Annotated in this window: 16 protein-coding genes; 7 read left to right on the top strand and 9 right to left on the bottom strand. The window is 47.0% G+C overall.

All coding sequences use genetic code 11. The features are described 5' to 3' along the window. Positions 1 to 7 precede the first annotated feature (7 nt). The 5 genes from BFU02S_RS09195 to BFU02S_RS09175 form a co-directional block, all read right to left on the bottom strand. Positions 8 to 454, bottom strand: a complete 447-nt coding sequence (locus tag BFU02S_RS09195) for a recombinase family protein (protein WP_066369524.1) — start codon at positions 452 to 454, stop codon at positions 8 to 10. A gap of 22 nt (positions 455 to 476) precedes the next feature. Next, entirely contained in the window at positions 477 to 1,379 is a 903-nt protein-coding gene (locus tag BFU02S_RS09190) for a 5'-nucleotidase (RefSeq protein WP_066369523.1), read from the bottom strand. 128 nt (positions 1,380 to 1,507) lie between these two features. After that, on the bottom strand, positions 1,508 to 4,147 hold the full coding sequence (locus BFU02S_RS09185; protein WP_066369521.1) for a restriction endonuclease: 2,640 nt from the start codon (positions 4,145 to 4,147) through the stop codon (positions 1,508 to 1,510). A 12-nt stretch (positions 4,148 to 4,159) separates the two neighbouring features. Beyond that, complete coding sequence (locus tag BFU02S_RS09180) at positions 4,160 to 6,076, bottom strand: site-specific DNA-methyltransferase (RefSeq protein ID WP_066369520.1); 1,917 nt, start codon at positions 6,074 to 6,076, stop codon at positions 4,160 to 4,162. A gap of 22 nt (positions 6,077 to 6,098) precedes the next feature. Further along, positions 6,099 to 8,810, bottom strand: coding sequence for an SNF2-related protein (locus tag BFU02S_RS09175; protein WP_235842023.1), 2,712 nt, complete (start codon positions 8,808 to 8,810; stop codon positions 6,099 to 6,101). Positions 8,811 to 9,277: 467 nt separating this feature from the next. Between BFU02S_RS09175 and BFU02S_RS16710 the strand changes: the two genes are divergently transcribed. From BFU02S_RS16710 to BFU02S_RS09160, 4 genes are all read left to right on the top strand, one after another. After that, entirely contained in the window at positions 9,278 to 9,568 is a 291-nt protein-coding gene (locus BFU02S_RS16710; RefSeq protein ID WP_157075888.1) for a hypothetical protein, read from the top strand. A gap of 336 nt (positions 9,569 to 9,904) precedes the next feature. Then, positions 9,905 to 11,653 (top strand): hypothetical protein, encoded by a 1,749-nt coding sequence (locus BFU02S_RS09170; RefSeq protein WP_066369513.1) that lies wholly within the window; start codon positions 9,905 to 9,907, stop codon positions 11,651 to 11,653. A gap of 276 nt (positions 11,654 to 11,929) precedes the next feature. After that, entirely contained in the window at positions 11,930 to 12,151 is a 222-nt protein-coding gene (locus tag BFU02S_RS09165) for a hypothetical protein (RefSeq protein WP_066369509.1), read from the top strand. A gap of 815 nt (positions 12,152 to 12,966) precedes the next feature. Further along, on the top strand, positions 12,967 to 13,467 hold the full coding sequence (locus tag BFU02S_RS09160; RefSeq protein ID WP_066369507.1) for a hypothetical protein: 501 nt from the start codon (positions 12,967 to 12,969) through the stop codon (positions 13,465 to 13,467). Between the two features lie 12 nt (positions 13,468 to 13,479). On the opposite strand, the gene BFU02S_RS09155 is transcribed toward BFU02S_RS09160, so the two are convergent. Continuing rightward, entirely contained in the window at positions 13,480 to 13,926 is a 447-nt protein-coding gene (locus BFU02S_RS09155) for a hypothetical protein (RefSeq protein ID WP_066369505.1), read from the bottom strand. A gap of 388 nt (positions 13,927 to 14,314) precedes the next feature. On the opposite strand from BFU02S_RS09155, the gene BFU02S_RS09145 reads away from it, so the two are divergent. Continuing rightward, positions 14,315 to 14,701 (top strand): recombinase family protein, encoded by a 387-nt coding sequence (locus tag BFU02S_RS09145; RefSeq protein WP_066369498.1) that lies wholly within the window; start codon positions 14,315 to 14,317, stop codon positions 14,699 to 14,701. Positions 14,702 to 14,875: 174 nt separating this feature from the next. Here BFU02S_RS09145 and rlmD read toward each other — a convergent pair whose 3' ends face one another. The 3 genes from rlmD to pdaA all read right to left on the bottom strand — a co-directional run bounded on the left by rlmD (position 14,876) and on the right by pdaA (position 17,970). Next, positions 14,876 to 16,258, bottom strand: coding sequence for a 23S rRNA (uracil(1939)-C(5))-methyltransferase RlmD (gene rlmD, locus BFU02S_RS09140; RefSeq protein WP_066369528.1), 1,383 nt, complete (start codon positions 16,256 to 16,258; stop codon positions 14,876 to 14,878). A 5-nt stretch (positions 16,259 to 16,263) separates the two neighbouring features. Next, positions 16,264 to 17,133 (bottom strand): DNA-3-methyladenine glycosylase family protein, encoded by an 870-nt coding sequence (locus BFU02S_RS09135; protein ID WP_235842022.1) that lies wholly within the window; start codon positions 17,131 to 17,133, stop codon positions 16,264 to 16,266. A 78-nt stretch (positions 17,134 to 17,211) separates the two neighbouring features. Next, on the bottom strand, positions 17,212 to 17,970 hold the full coding sequence (pdaA, locus tag BFU02S_RS09130) for a delta-lactam-biosynthetic de-N-acetylase (RefSeq protein WP_066369491.1): 759 nt from the start codon (positions 17,968 to 17,970) through the stop codon (positions 17,212 to 17,214). 558 nt (positions 17,971 to 18,528) lie between these two features. Between pdaA and BFU02S_RS09125 the strand changes: the two genes are divergently transcribed. Further along, positions 18,529 to 19,068, top strand: coding sequence for a hypothetical protein (locus BFU02S_RS09125; protein WP_066369487.1), 540 nt, complete (start codon positions 18,529 to 18,531; stop codon positions 19,066 to 19,068). After that, a partial coding sequence (locus BFU02S_RS17675) for a pentapeptide repeat-containing protein (RefSeq protein WP_369690662.1) occupies positions 19,005 to 19,217 on the top strand: 213 nt, incomplete at its 3' end. The genes BFU02S_RS09125 and BFU02S_RS17675, both read left to right, overlap by 64 nt.

The following is a 19,217-nucleotide window of genomic DNA, read 5'->3' as shown; positions in this document are numbered from 1 at the left end:
CTTTAAATTAAGCTTCATGTGCATTTTCGATCACAATCCATTCGGATTCCGGTACTTCGTCACGGGTCTTGTCCGTGACGCTTCTAATCTCTGTTCTGCCCTGAACCAAGTCGCCGACGTAGTGTGGATTCGACAGAATCTCCTTGACGGATGAGCCCTGCCAATAACGCCCAGCATTCCTGAACCCAGCTACCTGTCCAGGTGTTGGATATCCCTGCCGATCCATCTCTTTCGCAATTGCTTCAACGCCTTTGCCCTCCAAATACAAACGGAAAATAAGCCGAACCGCCTCCACCGTATCATCATCTCGAGGAACAAGTTGTTTGTTCTCAACACGATAACCGTAAGGTGGACGAGATCCCTTGAATTCGCCGTTGATGGCTTTTTGTTTCAGCACTGCTTTGATTCGGCTGGAGGTACGCTGGCTTTCTTCTTCATACAGCCATGCGTACAAACCGAACTTGTCCCTCTGGCCTTCAAGCGTGTTGATTGCGCCATCGAGCGTAATCAAGTGGATCAAAAAAGATGTGCGGCCGAAAAGCTCTCAGTACCTTTGTCTTCTCGACACCTCCAAGAAAGAAACATGAGTCTACATATACACCCCAGTGACGCAGCGTCTTAATTACACGAATCTCAGCAGGGCTATTGCGAGCCGTCACGAGTGCAATACGTACAGGCGAATATTCAATACGACCGGGCAGTCGTTCCTGTAACCTGGCCAGTTTTTTAAGTAGGACTGCATAAGGCCCCTCTCTTAGCGGAATGTCTCTTAATTCATCTTCCAATGTGTGGAAGATCTTAATTCCCCTCGTCCTATATACAATTTCACTTTCCTCGTCGAACAGAACAGCATCTCCATCAAAGGCGATTCGCACTTGCTCGTCAGATAATTTGTCCACATCCGTGGGCAACTTTGATAAAACAGCAGCAGCACATGCACGGCTATCAATTACCCTCTGTGCATCCTCAACATTAGTGGTTAAAAAGAGGTCGACATCAAAAGCCTCCAGATAGTCAACAACCGACTCTCCCGCTGTAAAAGCGGAACGAGTGATATTTAGTCCATCGTTACGAATGCTGTTTAGAACTCGAAGTCCGGTTTCAGGACTGTTCCTCGACATGACGACAACTTCAACAAGCGGAGGCTCACCTGATTTTTGGTACTTATTTAGTTTCAACAACGCACGTACAAGCGGATGCGCCGCACCATGCTCTAACGGTACATCCTCTTTCTCGAACATTTTCTGCCGATAGATCTCCATGGCGGAATCCCGGTCCGAAGCCGATAATTCTCTAAAAAGCTTGTCTATCTCTTCCAAGTCATAGAGAGCTGTTGACGAAACCCCAACAACTAGGGTATCAGAAAGATCCAGTGGCATATGTGTCCCCCTAACGAAATCTCGGTTTCACAAAAGTCCGTTGCCTTCACGAAATTCTTCCATCCATCCCACGGTAAAAGCGCCATTCGCTTCAATATCCGAGAGAGTTGACAAATGTGACCCGAACGTCAAACCTCCTGAGCGCTCTTCACAACACGATAATCGACGTTGAGAGTACCAAAATGGGCTTCACCACACTTGATCTTCGCCTGTTCGCTGTCCCGGAGATCGCCAAGATAAGTCGAGCCCTTGGTCTCACGAACCAAATACAACTTGGCGCTATCGTCCTCTGACCGCTTTACAATAGCCCAGTCAGGGTTGTACGAGCCGACTGGCGTATCGACCTTGAACCAGCCCGGTAGCTTGACGAAGAAACGGATATCCTCCCTCGTATCCAGGGCCTTTGCAAATTCAAGCTCAACGTTCGAGTCAACCTCAATGTGATCGTATACCGATTTATTCACTCTCACGATTCGGCTCTCATACAGGCTTAATTCCTCTTCGAACCCATCGTCGTCTTCCTTGAATTTCTTGAGCATCTCATAGTCCTGGCCCGTCAGCTCATACCTTATGCCTTCAATCATCAGACGTTGCAACGTCTCACGAATGGCACGAGTTGCAAAATCAAGAAACTGCTGTGGATTCACAAATACATCGCTGAGTCGCCCGGATTGAATCAGAATTTCCGCAATTGTGCCACGTGTCAACTCCGTTTGTCGCTGGATATACCCAATCAGATCCGGAACTTCACTGCTAGAAGTAACCGATTGCTGCCGAACACCAAGCATCTTCGTGGTGACCCCTTGCTCCGTAATGTCAATTCCGCTCTTTACAGCATGTATGGAAGGCGTGCTGATCGCCGACATTTTCTTGACTGCTAACGCTGCCTTTTCAATGAGTTCCTTCGTGTCGTATTCAACGGAGTACCGAGTCTTGTGTTTGATGCGATTCCAAAGTTCAACGAAATCTGTGTTATCACGCAGGTCTGCACGACGGCGTACGGTACGACGCTCCCGCTTGTTGTCCGGTTTCGGGAATTGGTCGCCTGTCTCCTCTTCGATCTCCGTTTGCAACGAGAGTGCAAAATCATCATAGCTCTCGTTTGCGATCACCGTAAGGCGATTGATGGGATGATCCATGATGCGTTGCCCTGTTTCGTCCACCGGAAGACGAAGGCCTCGACCGATTTCCTGCCTCTTTTTGATCTCGGATTTGGTTTCATTGAGCGTACAAATCTGAAACACATTCGGGTTGTCCCATCCTTCACGCAAAGCGGAATGGCTGAAAATAAACCGAAGAGGCTCTTCCCTCGAAAGAAGGCGCTCCTTGTCTTTCATGATGAGTTCATACGCCTCATCATCCGCCTGGGTATTCCCTGACGTATCCTTTGCGTTGCCTTTCCTATCGGTAGCAAAGTAACCATTATGCACTTTCTCGACAGGTGGCAGTCCCAGTACAGAATATCTCGGGTTTCGAGCCAGTTCTGTGTATGCTTCCTCAAACCATTTTCGAATCTTGCCGTCTTCATCGGCATAGTTAGCCACCCGATCTATGAAAAAAAGCGAAAGTACCTTCAGACGCTTGCCTTCGGGAAACTCTTTGTAAATCCTTAGCTCTTTTTCCAGATGCTCTTTGACCGTCTCTTGTATCTGCACTTTCATGACATCATACTGGTGTGCGCCGATGGCCTGCCCCACGTAAATGGTGATTCCATTCGTGAAGGCAATGTACCCGTTCCCTGCGTCGATGTGATCCACAATATATCCCTGGTAGGCCGCACGGCCATTCGATACGTCAAACAAATCCGTTCCATTTCGACTGACACTGACCGTTTTTCGAGACGGGCCGTTTTCTCCCTGTACATCCATCGTCAGTTTTGCAGTGATCTTCGTTTTGGTCGGCGTAATGGACTCGAGACGAATGAAAGGGCGGTTAAAGTCCGGATCATCAATCACAGAATCCACTTCAATCCGCTTGACCAGCTTCATTTCGTATGCCTTCACAGGGCCAAGGCGATACAAAAGGTTATACATTTTTCGATGCGTTGCACTGTATCGAAGCGTGCAAAGCGGATTCAGACTAGCGATGGCCTCCTTTGCCTGGGTGCTCTCCATATTTTGTGGCTCATCCAAAATGACGATGGGCCGGGTGCTTTGGATGAACTCAATGGGTTTATGCCCGGACAGACGGTCATTCTCCCGGTGAATGACATTGTTCGTCTTCTTGTTGAAAGCATCGATATTGATGACAAGAATCTGTAGTTGGTTGGATGTCGCAAACTGGCGCAGCGACGAGACCCGCTTTGAATCGTATACCCAGTAATCGAAAGGGTGCCTGCCATAGATGTCTTCAAAGTGCTCTCGGGTGATCTCAAGGTTTTTCATGACACCTTCACGAATTGCCACGCTTGGCACCACAATGATGAATTTCGTGAAACCGTACTTGGCGTGCAGTTCATGGATTGTACGAAGGTAGACGTATGTTTTGCCGGTTCCCGTCTCCATTTCAAGGGAGAAGTCCATGCCATCATAGATTTCCGCTTGACTGATCCCATTTCTTGTTTGGATCCGCTTCACGTTGCTCGCAATCGTATTCCAGTCAATCAAGAGTTCGTTGCCAAATCCAAGCTCCGTCATGAGACCGCCAAATCCGGCATCAAGGCGTATCTCAAATTGTCCCGCAGCCTGCGGCTGGCCGTCAAAAATGTCAACCACGGATTGGATGGCGTCCAATTGATATTGTTGATTTCGTTCAAATTGTATTTTCATGACGCCACCTCCTTACACCGTGTGGAATTCGATACCGTGCGATTCCATGAGAAGTTTGGTGTTGGTTTTCAGGTTGTCATTGCCATGAAAAGCTGAATCCAAACAAACCACGCTATGGGGTCCAAAATTTATCATGCTACGGATGTGGTCCATCGTCAGGTCGTCTTCCAAACATATCAAAAGCGCTCCACCAGCTATAGTATATACCGTACGTCCTCCAGCGCTTATGGTATCGATAGAGGCAGTGAGAGGTAAACCGGATTTCAGAATGATTTCCCATAGAATGTCCTTCTGACTTCGATCGGGTTTCACGTTGTCCGTAAAGAGTCTTAATTGTTCGGCGAGTTCTCCAGCGTTCTTGGATGCCTGTGATGCATCCCAAATCTTAAAGTTGCTGGATGTAAGCTTGAATACCCGGAATCCTCGGTCTTGGCAGCGGACATCCTCAAGTAGGAGCCCCTGACTTTGTTCTTCGTTCAGCTTTGAAATCAAGCGCCGAACCCGTTCCTTCGTGATGTCCGCAATAGTTTTGAATTGTACATTCTGCGTTGGTTCCGGTAACTGAACCAAAATGAATTTCCTGTTCGAGTTTTCAGCAGCGTTTATTCGAAGTACGGCATCGGCAGTCACACCCGAGCCAGCAAAAAAATCTAAAACAATGTCACCAGGCTTTGAGCCAAGCCGAACGAGCTTTTCAAGTAGGTCTGGAGACTTTGGAAAATCAAACACATTTTCTCCAAAAAGTTCTTGAATGGCCTTTTTCCCGTAGTCATTGTTAATTTCCTTATCTATCCACACTGATTTCGGCATGGTTGTCGCCGTTTGCCCGTCGCCTTTGATGAGATAATCCTTTCGATAGATTCTCCACCCGCCGTCCGCCACCATTCTTCCAACAAGGAGACTACGTTCTCGCTCAGCTTTATCTTTTCCCCATGTCCAACAACTGTCTTCACCTATCGAGTTTTTCGGGAACACTTCTACAGTATGAATAGAATCATAAGACAACGAGACATTCCCCGTATTCGGATCTACATAAAACGGGTAATAAAGATTGGGACGAGTCGTCCGATTGAATGCGGGATTGCGATTACGTAGTTCGAGTTCTCTATACTTTCCTCCAATTTCATCCTCTTTGTTGTATTCACTAGCCATCCGTTCATCTTTCTCAAACTCATACATGGCATCCTGGGTGATGTCACGAGCAAAAACGACGACATATTCATGGGTTCGTGCGATGAATCTATCCAAATGCCTTCCTCGTGGGTTCAATTGAACGACGAATTGTCCTACAAAATTTTCCTCACCAAAAATCTCCATCATCATTGTTGTGAGATTTCGTACTTCATGATCATCTATCGAAACGAATATAATTCCGTCGTCCCTCAGTAGATTCCTCGCTAAAAACAGCCTCGGATACATCATGTTGAGCCACTTCGAGTGAAAGCGGCCATCTGTTTCCGTATTCGTTGTGAGCTTGATGCCATCCCCATCAACCTGTCCGGAGTACCGTAGGTAGTCCTCCAATCCCTCACGGAAATTGTCCGGGTAAATGAACTCATTCCCGGTGTTGTACGGCGGGTCTATGTATATCATCTTAATCTTTCCGTGGTAGGACTTCTGAAGTAGCTTTAAGACCTCGAGGTTATCTCCCTCAATGATGAGGTTCTCACTGGTATCAAAGTTCACAGATTCCTCTGGAACAGGCAATAAAGTCCCGACGCTCGGGGTCTGGATGTTTCGGATTGCCTCGCTCTTGCCAGCCCAAGACAGCCCGTAGCGTTCACGCCCGTTGTCGACAAACTCCCCAAGTGCCATCTTCAAACGCTCAAAATCAATTTTGCCCTCCGAAAATACCTCTGGAAACTCTTCACGGATACGTGCAATCTTTTCAGCCAACACGTCTTTAGATGTGAGTGGAAGCCTGTCCACGTTGCCTTCTCCCCTTCCCAATTCATACAACCGTCCAGCGAACGGTAAACAAAGGTTTCAAACAATGAGTCTGTTTCAATTGACGCTCGATGTTTTCGATGAGCTCGTTACGCTTCGCATCAATGGCGTCTTGTGCTTCGTATAATTCCCGCCGCTTCTTATTTCGCTGGGTTTCTATGTCACGTTGCGCCTTTTGCGCCGCCAGTTTATCTGCGAGAGAGATCGCAGTGGTGGAAGCACGACGCAAATCCCGAATTTGCTTGTCGAGGTCTTTAATTTCCTGTTCCAATCCAAACTTCAAATCATCCGCCCATCGGTCCAGCTTGGCAACTTCCTCATCAAAGAATCGCCCGTTCTTCTCCTCGACAAAATGCAGCTTCTCCTTGACGATTTTCGCTTCGATTTGCTCGACCAAAGCCGGTGGTTTTTGCGTTGGAACTACTTCTCTCACCATGGCCTGTGGCTTAAAGAGTTTCAAACAGGTCTCTTCGTCCACAATTTCTCCGTCATCAGTAACCCCCGAGAATACGAGAAACTCTTCAAACTCAAGCGATTCGACCGCCAATTCGGCGACTTGAAGCCACCCTGATTTGCCCTTTAACGCTTGTACGGTGCTGATTAGGCCTTCATAGTCAGGGTAACGAATGACCAGTTCAGCGGATGGCAGCTCTCTCGTAACGGCCCGCTCAACAAGGGCTTGGGCCAATGGATGGTCGATCCGAAAGAAGTTGTCGCCATTTGCCTCTGCGGCTTTCCAGTCAAGGTGATACATCCCAGATGGCGCATCATTTCCAGAGTACCTGAACCGGGGTGCAGTTTCATCGAACAACGCATCTTCTGCTAGTTCTACTTTCGCAAGTGACAGCAGGTATTGTTGCTGTTCCGACAACCGTTCGGTCGCTTGACCCTCATACACCTTGAGCCGGGCATGTACATCTTCATCAAAATTGTCCAGTAGCGCCCGCCGAGTTTCAGTCAAACGGCTTTCAATCGACGACTCCAATTCCTTTTGCAGGGCATCGAAGGCGGCATTGATTTCCTCGACGGTCCGGCACTCCTGGTACACCTGGGCAATTCTCTTTTCGAGATCGACACCAGATTCCAGTGCTCCAAGGACTTCATCGCTGGCGCCAAAAATCCCACTAAACAACTGGAATTTTTCCGCCAATAATTCGTATACCCTTTGATCGGCTTCGTTTCTCTTGTTCAAAAAGTTTACAACGACCACATCGTGTTTCTGTCCGTACCGGTGACAACGGCCAATTCGCTGTTCAACACGCTGCGGGTTCCACGGCAGGTCGTAATTGACGATTAACGAACAGAACTGGAGATTCACACCTTCAGCGGCCGACTCTGTGGCGATGAGGATCGTCGCTCTATCCCGAAATTCCTCGATGAGTGCCGCACGAATGTCTGCACTCCGGGACCCGGTGATGACGGATTCACCCTCGTGTCGCTTTAACCACTCTTGGTATATGTTTGTCGAAAGGGGATCGTTGTTCATTCCGTTGAAGAGTACGATTTTGCCTTCATAGCCGTTATCCGTCAGGAGTTGGAATAGATATTGCTGGGTACGTCGAGATTCTGTAAAGATGACCGCTTTCTCCCTCGCACCAAGGGATTTTGCCTTATCCATCGCTTTGTCCAGCACAGTGAGAAGCGCATCGCCCTTCGCATTGTTCCGGATGCTTTCTGCCAAATCAGCGTATCGTCGTAAAAGCGATAACTCCTCCGCCAGAAGTTGCGGATCAACACGTTCTTCCTCCGTTGTGTCATCCCATTCATCTTCCAGTTCATCCACACCCTCGTAGTCATCTGCCACCTCTTCCACGTTGATCGGTTGAAGGTTTTCCAGGCGTCGGATGAGACCACGAAGCGTTCCCGCAATCGCAAAAGTCGATGACGCAAGCAGCTTGCGCAATACGAGCGTCATCAGGCTACGTTGACTCGCTGGCAATGCCAAGAGGACCTCTCGACGAAGGTATTCCGTTACCTCTTCATAGAGCCGGTGTTCATCATCACTTGGGGTAAACTCCTGTGTGATTGGGATCCTGTTCGTGTACCGGATATACTCCAGAACTTGTTTGCGCAGGGTTCGAGTGCAAATAGGGGCCAACCTTTCTCGCAGTAACCGATTCCGCTCTTCAGACGATTGTCTCGCAAACTGGGCTTGAAATGATTTGTCATCTCCAAAAACGTTCGTATCCACGATACTAACAAGCCCATAAAGCTCCATCAGACTATTTTGCAGTGGGGTAGCCGTAAGCAGAAGCTTTTTGGTACGAGCCAAGGTTGCCTGGATGTTCTTTGCCAATTTGTTTGTCGACTTGTATACGTTCCGCAGGCGGTGCGCTTCGTCGAGAACCGCAAGATCCCAGGAGACCTGTGATATCAATTCCGACTTTGCGGCCGCAAAGTGATACGAGCAAATCACCACCTGATTGCGCAGATCAAATGGGTTCGAAACACCTTGGCGCAACAGGCTGTTAAAAGACTTCGCTTCCAGGATGACGGACGGCAGATGGAATTTCTCCTCCAACTCCATCGCCCACTGCTTGCGAAGTGTAGCTGGGACAACCACAATCAGCTTTCGGCGGCGCTCCGCCCAAAGTTGTGACAACACCAGACCTGCTTCAATCGTCTTGCCAAGTCCTACCTCATCGGCGAGGATAGCCCCTTGTGATAAAGGCGATCGCAACGCAAAAAGGGCTGCATCAATTTGATGCGGGTTCACGTCCACCCTCGCATTCGCCACAGATCGAGTGATTCTATCAAAGTCATCGGCTGCAGCACGCATTGTCAAGAGGTGCGCCCAAAGTTTGGAGTGATATGGTGTCGACATTGCAATTTTCCCTCCAATGAAAGATACCGCACAAATTGCTACCTTCCATTTTACTACAGGCTATGAGAATGTTCAATAGAAAAAACGTGACACCCCGACCGACCTTTAGGAATACTTCGCCGTCGCTCTGCCGGCTGTTGTCCACACGAGGCCGTTTCTTTTGGGAGCAAACCCACTAAAGGTGAGACATGACCCCAACTGTGGGCGACAGAAGGAATCGTCAACAGTGTGCGAGCCCATCTTGACCAACAACCCATGGCTTTGAAACATGGTTCGACGCATTGGCGTACCCGCCGGTTGTCACGTTGCAATCAAAGTTCTAGGATGTACCCTGCCACCAAAAGTTTCGGAGCATTAGAATGATGATCTTCATGCCGTCATTAAAGATAGCCCCATGTGTGACGAGCGGATGTGTTCCAACACTTCGATCAAATACGTATGCACCACATGATATGCTTTTGTTGGCCGGGCAGAGCCAACATATGATAGCAGCGTCTGTAGGTTCTGATGATCACGCAGCATGGCATGCATTTCTGATTGGTACAAAGAACACTACCAAATATGAGGCACCGTCACAGGTGCCCCGTATTATCCAAGTGCTGCGTCGGTCTGTAAGCCCGCATCGAAGACGATTGGTGGCTCGGACTTGACGACAGCGGGAGTCTTTCTGCATCCTCAGTGCCAGAAGCATGTGATTGTTCCACTCGGAGTCTCAATACAGGGAAGGTATTTCAGGTTATCTTCCCCACTCCTATTTGCGGCATTTCTCCCAATACATTTTTCAGTCACGATGTTACCCCCCGAAACTCCCGTCATTACAAGGCTGGAGTGCAATTGTAGCAGCCAGTGTACCGCTTATCCAACAAACGTTCTTATATGACAAAGAAACAAAATGAGACTCTTTTATCTTTCCCACTCCCTAATTCTTGCTTTATGACGGTGACCTTCCCTATGATGTGGTCATCAAGCAATGAGGAGGCGATATCATGTATCAGGAACTTCCAACGAAAAAGGACTTTGAAGACAAATTCTTGCCAAAACTCCAAGACCCATCGTTTCGGTGTGCCATTTGCCAGCGCACCTTCAGCCGCATTTCCGGTGCTCATCTTCGGTCTCACCGTGACTTGCTCTTGCCCCAACAACAAATGAAGCGAATCCGAAAATCAGAAGACAGGATCGCAGCAGAACAAGAGATGTTTCCAGACCGAAGAATGGACCCATGGACGGAGCGCCCGGAGAAACTTTCTGAAATATACACCCGCCTCTTCGGGGGAACCAGCTTACTGAACGCTATCATTCAAAAGACTCTTTCACTGTATGCGCCGAACCGCACCGAATGGACCTTGATGGAACACCTGGAAAATAAAGCAGAGTGGGTCACTATTACCAAAGAGTCAAACGGCTGGCCCTGGTATTCAAACCTTCTGACCACCGACCGTTTGAAAGAACACTTCCTCGGCGAATATACAATCGGTGTGAAAGCAAAAGGAAACTGGCGAACAAAAGTGATCGTGCTGGACGTGGACGCAGTAGCACAATACGGCGAACGTGCATCCGTTGCCGAAACCCGAGCCAAGCGGACCACTCGTGCGCTCGTCCGTGTGCTGATGCGCCACAATCTGACCCCGCACGTAACCGGAAGCGGTTCAAAAGGGTATCACGTCATCCTGTATTCCAATTCGCTGATCCCGAACACCAAGGTGAAAAACCTGTATTCCTATCTTGTAAACCATCCAGATGTTCCTATGGATGGCGTTTTAGTCGAGTGCCTTCCGTTAAAGAGAGCGGTCAAACTCCCGCTCGGAATACACTGGGGAAGCAAGAGGTTCGCCACCTTTGTAGACCCTCTTACGCTCATCCCGGTGACGGATCCGTATAACTACTACCTACGTATTCGCCCGATGGATCGCACGCTGTTGGACAATTTTGTTCCTGAGGAAATGGCGACGAGGCCTAGAAAGCGAAAGACGCACCTGGACGAGTCATGGTCCGCACAGGCCACGGAGGTAGCGTTCAAGGTCGGCATCGAGGCTAGAGGAACCCGCCACAGCACGACACTGCGGGCAGCGGCGTATGCGATTAACCACTTAAAACCCGACACTTACGATGAATTGCTTGATATCTTGGTACGGTGGTCGCAACGGCAGTACCAAGAACACAGGGAGAACATCCGCACGTCTTGGTTTCATCACCTGCGGGATGTGGAGCGCATCGCAACGTATGTGTGGGAGCACCGTTTCAGCGGCGGGCTGAACATGTCCGTCGACTTTACCGCAACCGACGTACACTGGATCCGGTCACAAACGGACAACTTGGCAACACAACGACTTCTCCTGGCAGCTCTTTATCAGCAGCGGATAACAGGAGGGCATTTCTTCTTTGGAACAGGACGGATGGAACAGCTCACAAAGCTATCGCACGATTACCTTGCCGCTGCGGTTAAAGAACTACGGGACATGGAGGTGATAAAGGTGGTCGGGAATCATTCGCATCAAAAAGGTTTGGGTAGATCCAAAACCCGCAAATATGCCCTGACCAAGCTCCCTGATCAATACAGCTTTCAGGCCGTACTGATGACGGTCACTGAAAAAACATGGACGCCTGTCCTTTGGTTTCAGTTGTTGCAAATAATTTTTACACCGCAGCAGATTCGGAAAATGTATCCATTTGCCCACCATCGGATCCTGGCCGTCACCCCGACTGATTCCAAATCGCAAGGAGCAAAAGTCTGCTGACGCACTGTCGATCCAATGCGGGTTCGGCCCGCCTACATAATGGCATATGATCTCCTTGTTGTTCTGCAACCTTTGTAGACCGACGCACCCTTACAGATCGTGCAACCCCATCATCGCCTCAAACTATACGTCCTGACAAAACGGGCGTTTCCCTCCCGATTCCTGCCTGTTTCGAACACATTCAAACACATTCGTTCGTTGGCGTAACTGTGACTTGACACGCCTGTGCATCTTTACATACTGTGTTATCTACAAAAAAGAGAGGCGGTGACACATATGGGCCAAGGCAAGATGGACATGCTGAAACATGCAGTGGAGAAACTCGGCTTGCATGTTACTGATACGGAGATATGTGCATTTGGGCAATCCCGGCTGCTTCGCCAATTAGCACCCGGCGATTATGTACTGATTGACAATACTGGCGTTGCAGGAAACAAAACGAATCTGCACCATATCGTATCGAAGTGCTTTGGGGAGCAATGGAGTTCATTGTGGTGAAAAGCGAGGCAGAAATGTATCGTCTAATTCCCTCACTGACTTCGGGGGATTTCAGTTGCGAAATCGTGGACATCTGGTTCTAATGCGGGGCGGGGCATTCCCGCATACATCACATGTCTTGTGGTCCTTGTAGATCTCTGGCAACTCCCCTTCACCCGATGGTGGCGGCAACTTTTACTGATCCGGTGCCCCTCCACTATGGATGCACGCTTCATTCGGAGCGATTTTCAGCCTACTGATACGTTTCTTTTTAGACGATGATAGGTTCCTTGTCGAAAGCCGATTACGGACGATTAAATACCATGAGTCATTGCAAGAACTGGTTGGCGGCGATTTACCCCGTAACACCTCTTAATATCCCCGATTTTCTCCTACTACCCACATTTCCCCTATCCGTCCCTAAAAGGGGGGGTTGGTTTTCGAATTCGTATTTTGGCTGAAAAACATGTTCAACTCTTTACCCTCATTTGGACGCAGTTTGGCTGTACTTTGTCGACGTGCGGGTTCCACCACCACTCTCATCGGACGAACGTAGACACCTCTCCACCCATCACAATCTTCCGTGCGTTTCTTATCGGTGGCAGTTCCGGAACCTGTCTCTTTTTTGACATAAACCGCCTAAGTATCCTCATCATTGACCACCTCTTGTTGCCATTGTAGCGTTGCGACCTCTCTGAGCGATGGACCTGCGGAACATCTTGCCGCAAAAACTGAACGGGACACCTCCACGATACTTGCAATTGTGCAGAAACTTTACCTACGCTCGAGTCAGCCTCGAAAAAACGGGGAAATACACGGAGAGGTGGGATGCCACTATGGAACAGACGGGAGAAAATCGCTTAGTGGACGGCGCACAGGAGCACGAAAGTACAACGTCGCTACAGGAACATACAGTCATCAATGATTCTGAGCACGGTCAACAAGCTGAAGACGAACAGTTCTACTGTACTCACGGTCAACACTGGTTTCGGCGCAAAGATGCCCAATATCCACACGCAACAGCACCTGGGATGTGTCGAAAATGCGCAGCGCAGCGCCGTGAAGAAAGTCGCAAGACGGCTAAAATGGAACGGTTGAAACAGGAAGCGACCGCAGACCAAATTCCGCATAAAGACGCCCGTGGTGGAAACGTTCGGCGTAACCTCACCATCAGTCAATACGCTGCCACAGCGCTCGGTGTTCTGGCAGTGGGCTCTTCCGAGGCGGCGACCATTGAGATGATCATCATCGACTATCTTAGGCGGCAGGATCCAGAAGTTATCGCCTTCGTAGGCCGGGCGTTTCAAAAGGCTCAAAATGAGCAACCCCGTCATTAAGCGGGGTACATACTACTCTGTATTTTCTTTACGCCCCTGCTGCGGGATTCGTTTACTTCCAGCACCCTCAAAGGACAAATCGTGAACCTCATAAAGCTGTAAGACATCCGACCTGGACCGAACAAACGCTTGCACGAGGTCGTCCATATCCCCAAACAATTTGTGACTCCAGTCTTCGCCAACCGTTTCGACAGTGACTTTTTCGAAGTTGCGCTTTATCTTCCAGTCTCCGGGTAACGAGCACCAAATGACTTTGTGTTTGAAGCGATATCCCACGGAAGCCGCATACTCTTGCAGATCACGTTCTGTTTCCAAAAGAGCAATTTGCTCTTCTTCGGAAAGCTCTTGAAACATGTCTGGGTCGAGGTCATAACGACCATCCTGATCCTTACGAACCAATAACGTCCACTCCGGTGGATTGTCCCTTACCAGAGACCATATTATCGAGAAGTTTTCCATTCACACCATCTCCTATCAAAAGATGATGACATCATACAAAGTCTTGGAACGATATTCCCAGTTTTACGAGAGAACATATCTTCTATTGAAATATCCATTGATACGTTCCTGTTCAGGCCAACATGATCGTCAAATGCACGCAGAAGGGGATCAGATTCGCCGTGTCCTGGGTGGCCGCCACTTCGAAATTTCAAATTACAACAGAACGAAAAATTCCTACTCCTAATTTTGGACTTTTGAAGTCCCTATTCTATACCATGATTCCAACGACAACGGCACCAGTCGTTGCGGTAAAAACTCCTCTCCGAAAGCGGACTTGTAATTTTGGACTTTTTCAAAGTCCCCGCTGTAGGATTGGGGTAACAAAATTCGAAAGGATGTGGTCTTTATGACGACAAAAACAATCGCAATCTACACACGGGTAAGTTCTAAAACACCAGCCGCCATCAAATCCATCGACAATCAAGTGAGTGAATGCCTTGCCGTCGCCAAGAAGAAATATGGCGATGACATTCATGTTAGGATCTACAAAGAGCAAGGGGTTGGTGGGGAAACTCGGCAAAAACCAGCACTTCGTTCATTGCAATACGATGTTGAGAGCAAAGCTATTGCGGCAGTTATTGTAAGCAGCCCGAATCGGATCGACCGTTCAGCAACTCGTGCGTTGGAAGCAATTCATTGGTTTCAGGAGAAATACGTTGACTTTGTTGTCGCTGAAGATGAACGTCATTATATGTGGGATGATGCCCGTACGGATTTGAAACGCCTCTTTTGAAGCTTAGAGACTGAGATGCACAGTAATCGCATGAAGGCAGCTTGGGCAAGGCGAAAGAACGCACAACAAGCGGTTAATAACTGATGCATCGCCTATGCTGCTTATCCAGATACGATTCAAATGGCTCCCCCGATAACCCGGAGGAGCCATTTTCGCATCAAGGTCGTGCCTCATCTAATCTTTTCTAATGAGTAGTGAACAGCACTCCACATGCGCAGTCTGCGGAAACATATCAACCGGCTGAATATAACTCACTTCATATTTCGAACTTAAGTCTTGAATATCCTTGGCTAATGTGGACGGGTTGCAGGACACGTAGATAAGTTTTGCTGGTGTTACTTGTAAGATCGTCTGGATGAGCTGGCGGTCAAGGCCAGTTCTGGGCGGGTCGACGACGATGACGTCTGGTTGCCAGCCTTTTTTCACCCATTTCGGGAGTACTTCTTCCGCTTTTCCTGGGACATATTTTGTATTGGTAAAGCCGTGGCGTTTGGCATTTTTCTTGGCGTCTTCAATCGATTCGGGGATGACGTCCATGCCGCGGACTTCTGCCGCCTGGTCTGCCAGCCATAATCCAATTGTGCCAACACCGCAGTAAGCATCGACCACTTTTTCTTTACCGGTAAGCTGTGCTGCTTTTTTCACTTCATTATAAAGTTTGACGGTCTGCACTGGATTCAATTGGAAGAAAGTTCGCGCAGAAAGCTCGAATTGCAAGTCACCCAATTTTTCTTGAATATACTCTTCACCGGCAAGCTTTAACGTTTCCTCTCCAAAAATAAGCGAAGTCTTTTCACCGTTAATGTTTTGCACAATCGATTTCACATTGGGAAGTCGTTTCTGAATCTCAGCGATGAGTAGCTCCTTTTTCGGCAGTTCTTTTTGCGATGTAATCAGGACCACTTGCAATTCCCCCGTTTGGACGCCGACACGGGTAACGATGGTGCGGATGATGCCTTTTCTTGTTTTTTCATGATATATAGGGATCTGCAGTTCCTCTAAAATCTGTCTCACAATGGCAGTAGCTTCATTTGTTTGTGAATGCTGGACAGCACATTGGTCAATATGAATAAGCCGATGGGAATTTAGGCCATACAAACCAGCCAACACTTTGCCGTCTTTTTCACCGACTTGAAAACTGCTTTTATTGCGGTAGCCCCAAGGGTCTTCCATGCCGATTGTTTCTCGAATGTCTAGTTGGCCGACTGGCAGTTTTGTGTGACGCTCAAGTGCTTGAATGACAATATCGCGTTTTTCCTTGAGCTGCTGATCATATTGGAGGTGCTGAAGTTGGCAGCCGCCGCATTGTGCATACACCGGACAGATCGGCTTAACTCGGTACGGTGATGGACGACGGATTTTCTTGATCTTGGCTTCGGCAAATTTAGGATGAATTTTTGTTGCTTCTACCACCACTTCTTCCCCGGGGAGAGCGCCTGGTACAAAGACTACTTGCTTTTTAAAATAGCCAACCCCTTCCCCATTAATCCCAAGGCGTTTGATTGTCAGTGGGAAGGTCTGCTTAGGTTGAATTTTGATACGTTGTTCTGTTTTCACGAGAGTCACTCCAAACTTCTCCATAAATACAAGGATGCATAACTTAAATAAGGGTCCCAGTCTTTCCTATATTGTTCCATTTCTTCATAGGTAGGCTTTTTTTCAAGGTTGTAAAGCCGTTTGATCGCATTTTGAATACCAATATCCGCCATAGGAAACAGGTTAGGGCGTCCAAGACCAAAAAGAAGGAAATTCTCCACCGTCCATTTTCCTACACCCCGAATTTTCATCAATCTATTAAAAATTTCCTCATCAGATAGATGTTTTAACTGATCCATCTCTAATCCTTTTTCCACAATTTCTTTGGCAACTCCGATTACATATTCCGCTTTCCGGCCGCTAAACTTCAGTTCCCGTAATTGTTCGATGGTAAGGTTTGCTACTGTTTCCGGTTGTGGATAAAACCCAACACCATCCACCTCATAGCTAAATGTTTTTACAAATTGCTCCGTTAAAGTATAAGCAAACGTCATATTGATTTGTTGGTGGATAATGCTTTTAACCAAACATCCAAACAAGTCAAAGTCCAGGATCAATGGGGTACCGATCAATTGTTCAAAAATCTCTTTCAGGTTTGTTTTTTGAAAATGCTCATGGATTTCCTTTAAGGAAATATTCCATTGAAAAATTTCTGCCACTCTTTCAATGAGTTCTTTTTGGGCGGTTTCATGTTCACCTGATATAACAAATACCGGCTTGGTGATGTTTCCTATTGCAGATACATCCACCACATACGAGTTCCCGTTCCTTAACACCACCGGCACACGGATGGATCGCTTATCCAAGTCTACTTGCTTTAAAGGATCCATTTGATGCCTTTTTAACACACTTTCAAAATGATACGGACCATCAATTTGAATGATCTCTTGCCACAAAGGTTCTTCATCCTTTTTCATTTTCCCCGATTATAGCACGAAAAATAGGAAAAAGCCGAATTTCAAACGAAATTCGACTTATTTTAAGGCATCAAGGCTTTTAAATTGATAGCCTTTCTTTTTCAGGTCTTTTATAACTTTCTCGAGGGCATCGGCATTATCTTTGGATACAGAGTGTAAGAGCAAAATGCAGCCGGGATGGATTTGTTTCATTATATTATCGTAGGCGTATTGAGCGCCTTTTTGCTGGTTGACATTCCAATCGACATAGGCAAGCGACCAAAACACATGCGTATATCCTTCTTCTTTCGCAATTTTCAAGGTTCTTTCACTGAAAGTTCCGCGTGGTGGGCGCAAGTATTTCATCGTTTTCTGGCCGGTCAATTCTTTCGTTCTGTCTTTCACTTTTTTTAGCTCTTCACGGATTTCCGCATCACTTTCTCCGGTAAAATCAGGATGATGCCAAGAATGGTTTCCGATGATATGACCTTCTTTTACAATTTGCTTTGACAATTCCGGCTGAGATTCTAAGAAATGGCCAGTGACAAAAAAAGTGGCAGGAACTTTTTCCTTTTTTAAAACTTTCAGGATCTTTGGCATATTGCCGTTTTCATAACCGCTGTCAAAGGTGAGATATAAAGTTTTGGAGCTCGGATCTCCTTTGTATACGGCTCCGTATTTTGCAAGAAGCTGATCATATTCTGCCCCTGCCTCCGCAGGCTGCTCATTTGCAGCTTTCTTAAATCCCCAGTGAATGGCCTGATTGGAAGCGGCTCCGTATGCAACTTGCGGTATCCATAACAGCAGCAAACTAAGAATGCACCAAATTCTTTTCATCCATATTCCCCCTATTTTTTTATAGTGTTTGTTTTAGGCGGGAAAACATAATTGGTAGATGTAGGAAATCGATCATGCAGGTTCGAGTTCCAATACATTTGATTGGAACTTAAACAATACGATTTTTTACATGTTCATGTACCAATCCCCTTGATTGGAACTTGAACTACTCGGTTTTTTTCGGCTTCATGCGCCAATTCCCTTGATTGGAACTTGAACTACCCGGTTTTTTTCGGCTTCATGCGCCAATACCCTTGATTGGAACTTGAACTACTTGTTTTTTTTTCGGCTTCATACGCCAATTCCCTTGATTGGAACTTGAACTACTCGTTTTTTTTCGGGTTCATGCACCAATTCCCTTGATTGGAACTTGAACTACCCGGCTTTTTTCAGGTTAATGCACCAATCCCCTTGATTGGAATATCCCTCCCTTTGTACCACCTCTTCCTCACTACCTAAGCCTAGTCAAAGAGTCCTGATTACTTTTTGTTCCATAAAAGGGCCAGATTGTTTAGGAATCTTGTATAATAAATTCAACTAAAGAAAGCGGGTATAAAAATGGATAAAGAAACAGCCAAAAATATTAGAGAAAGTTTAACAGCTGATTGTACGAAATGCTTTGGCCTTTGCTGTACAGCGCTAAATATTGTAGCATCGAGTGATTTTCCAATTAACAAACCAGCAGGTACCCCTTGTGTTCATTTACAAACTGATTATGGTTGTCAAATTCACAGTAATCTGCGAAAGAAGGGTTTTAAAGGCTGTACAGTATTTGACTGTTTAGGAGCTGGTCAAGTCGTTTCTCAAGTCACGTTTAAAGGTCAAAGTTGGCGAGAAAATTCCGAAATTAGACAGAAAATGTTGCAAGTGTTTCAGATTATGGAACAAATATATGAAACGATTGCATACACAGCTGAGGCTTTGTTGTATGACATTCCCTATGCTTTCTCTGATCAATTGCGTGTTCGGTTAAAAGAATTGCAGAACTTAACAAAACTTGATGCTGAACAATTATTATCACTTAATCTAGTGATATACAGATTTCCACTAAACAAATTGCTTGCGAAAAAGCCAGCCTATATATCAGAGAAAGCTTAATTGCAAAGTTACCTGGCACTAAAAATGCCAAGGATTATAATCATGAAAGAGCCGATTGGATTGGCAAAATATTAAGAGGGAAAGATTTAAGGGCGACAAATTTTAGGGGAGCATATTTGATTGCTGCAGATATGAGGAATACAGATTTT

It is taken from the genome of Neobacillus fumarioli NBRC 102428 (assembly GCF_001591485.1).
In the GTDB taxonomy this organism is placed as follows: domain Bacteria; phylum Bacillota; class Bacilli; order Bacillales; family Cytobacillaceae; genus Neobacillus; species Neobacillus fumarioli.
This window is presented reverse-complemented; position numbering and strand designations above follow the sequence as displayed.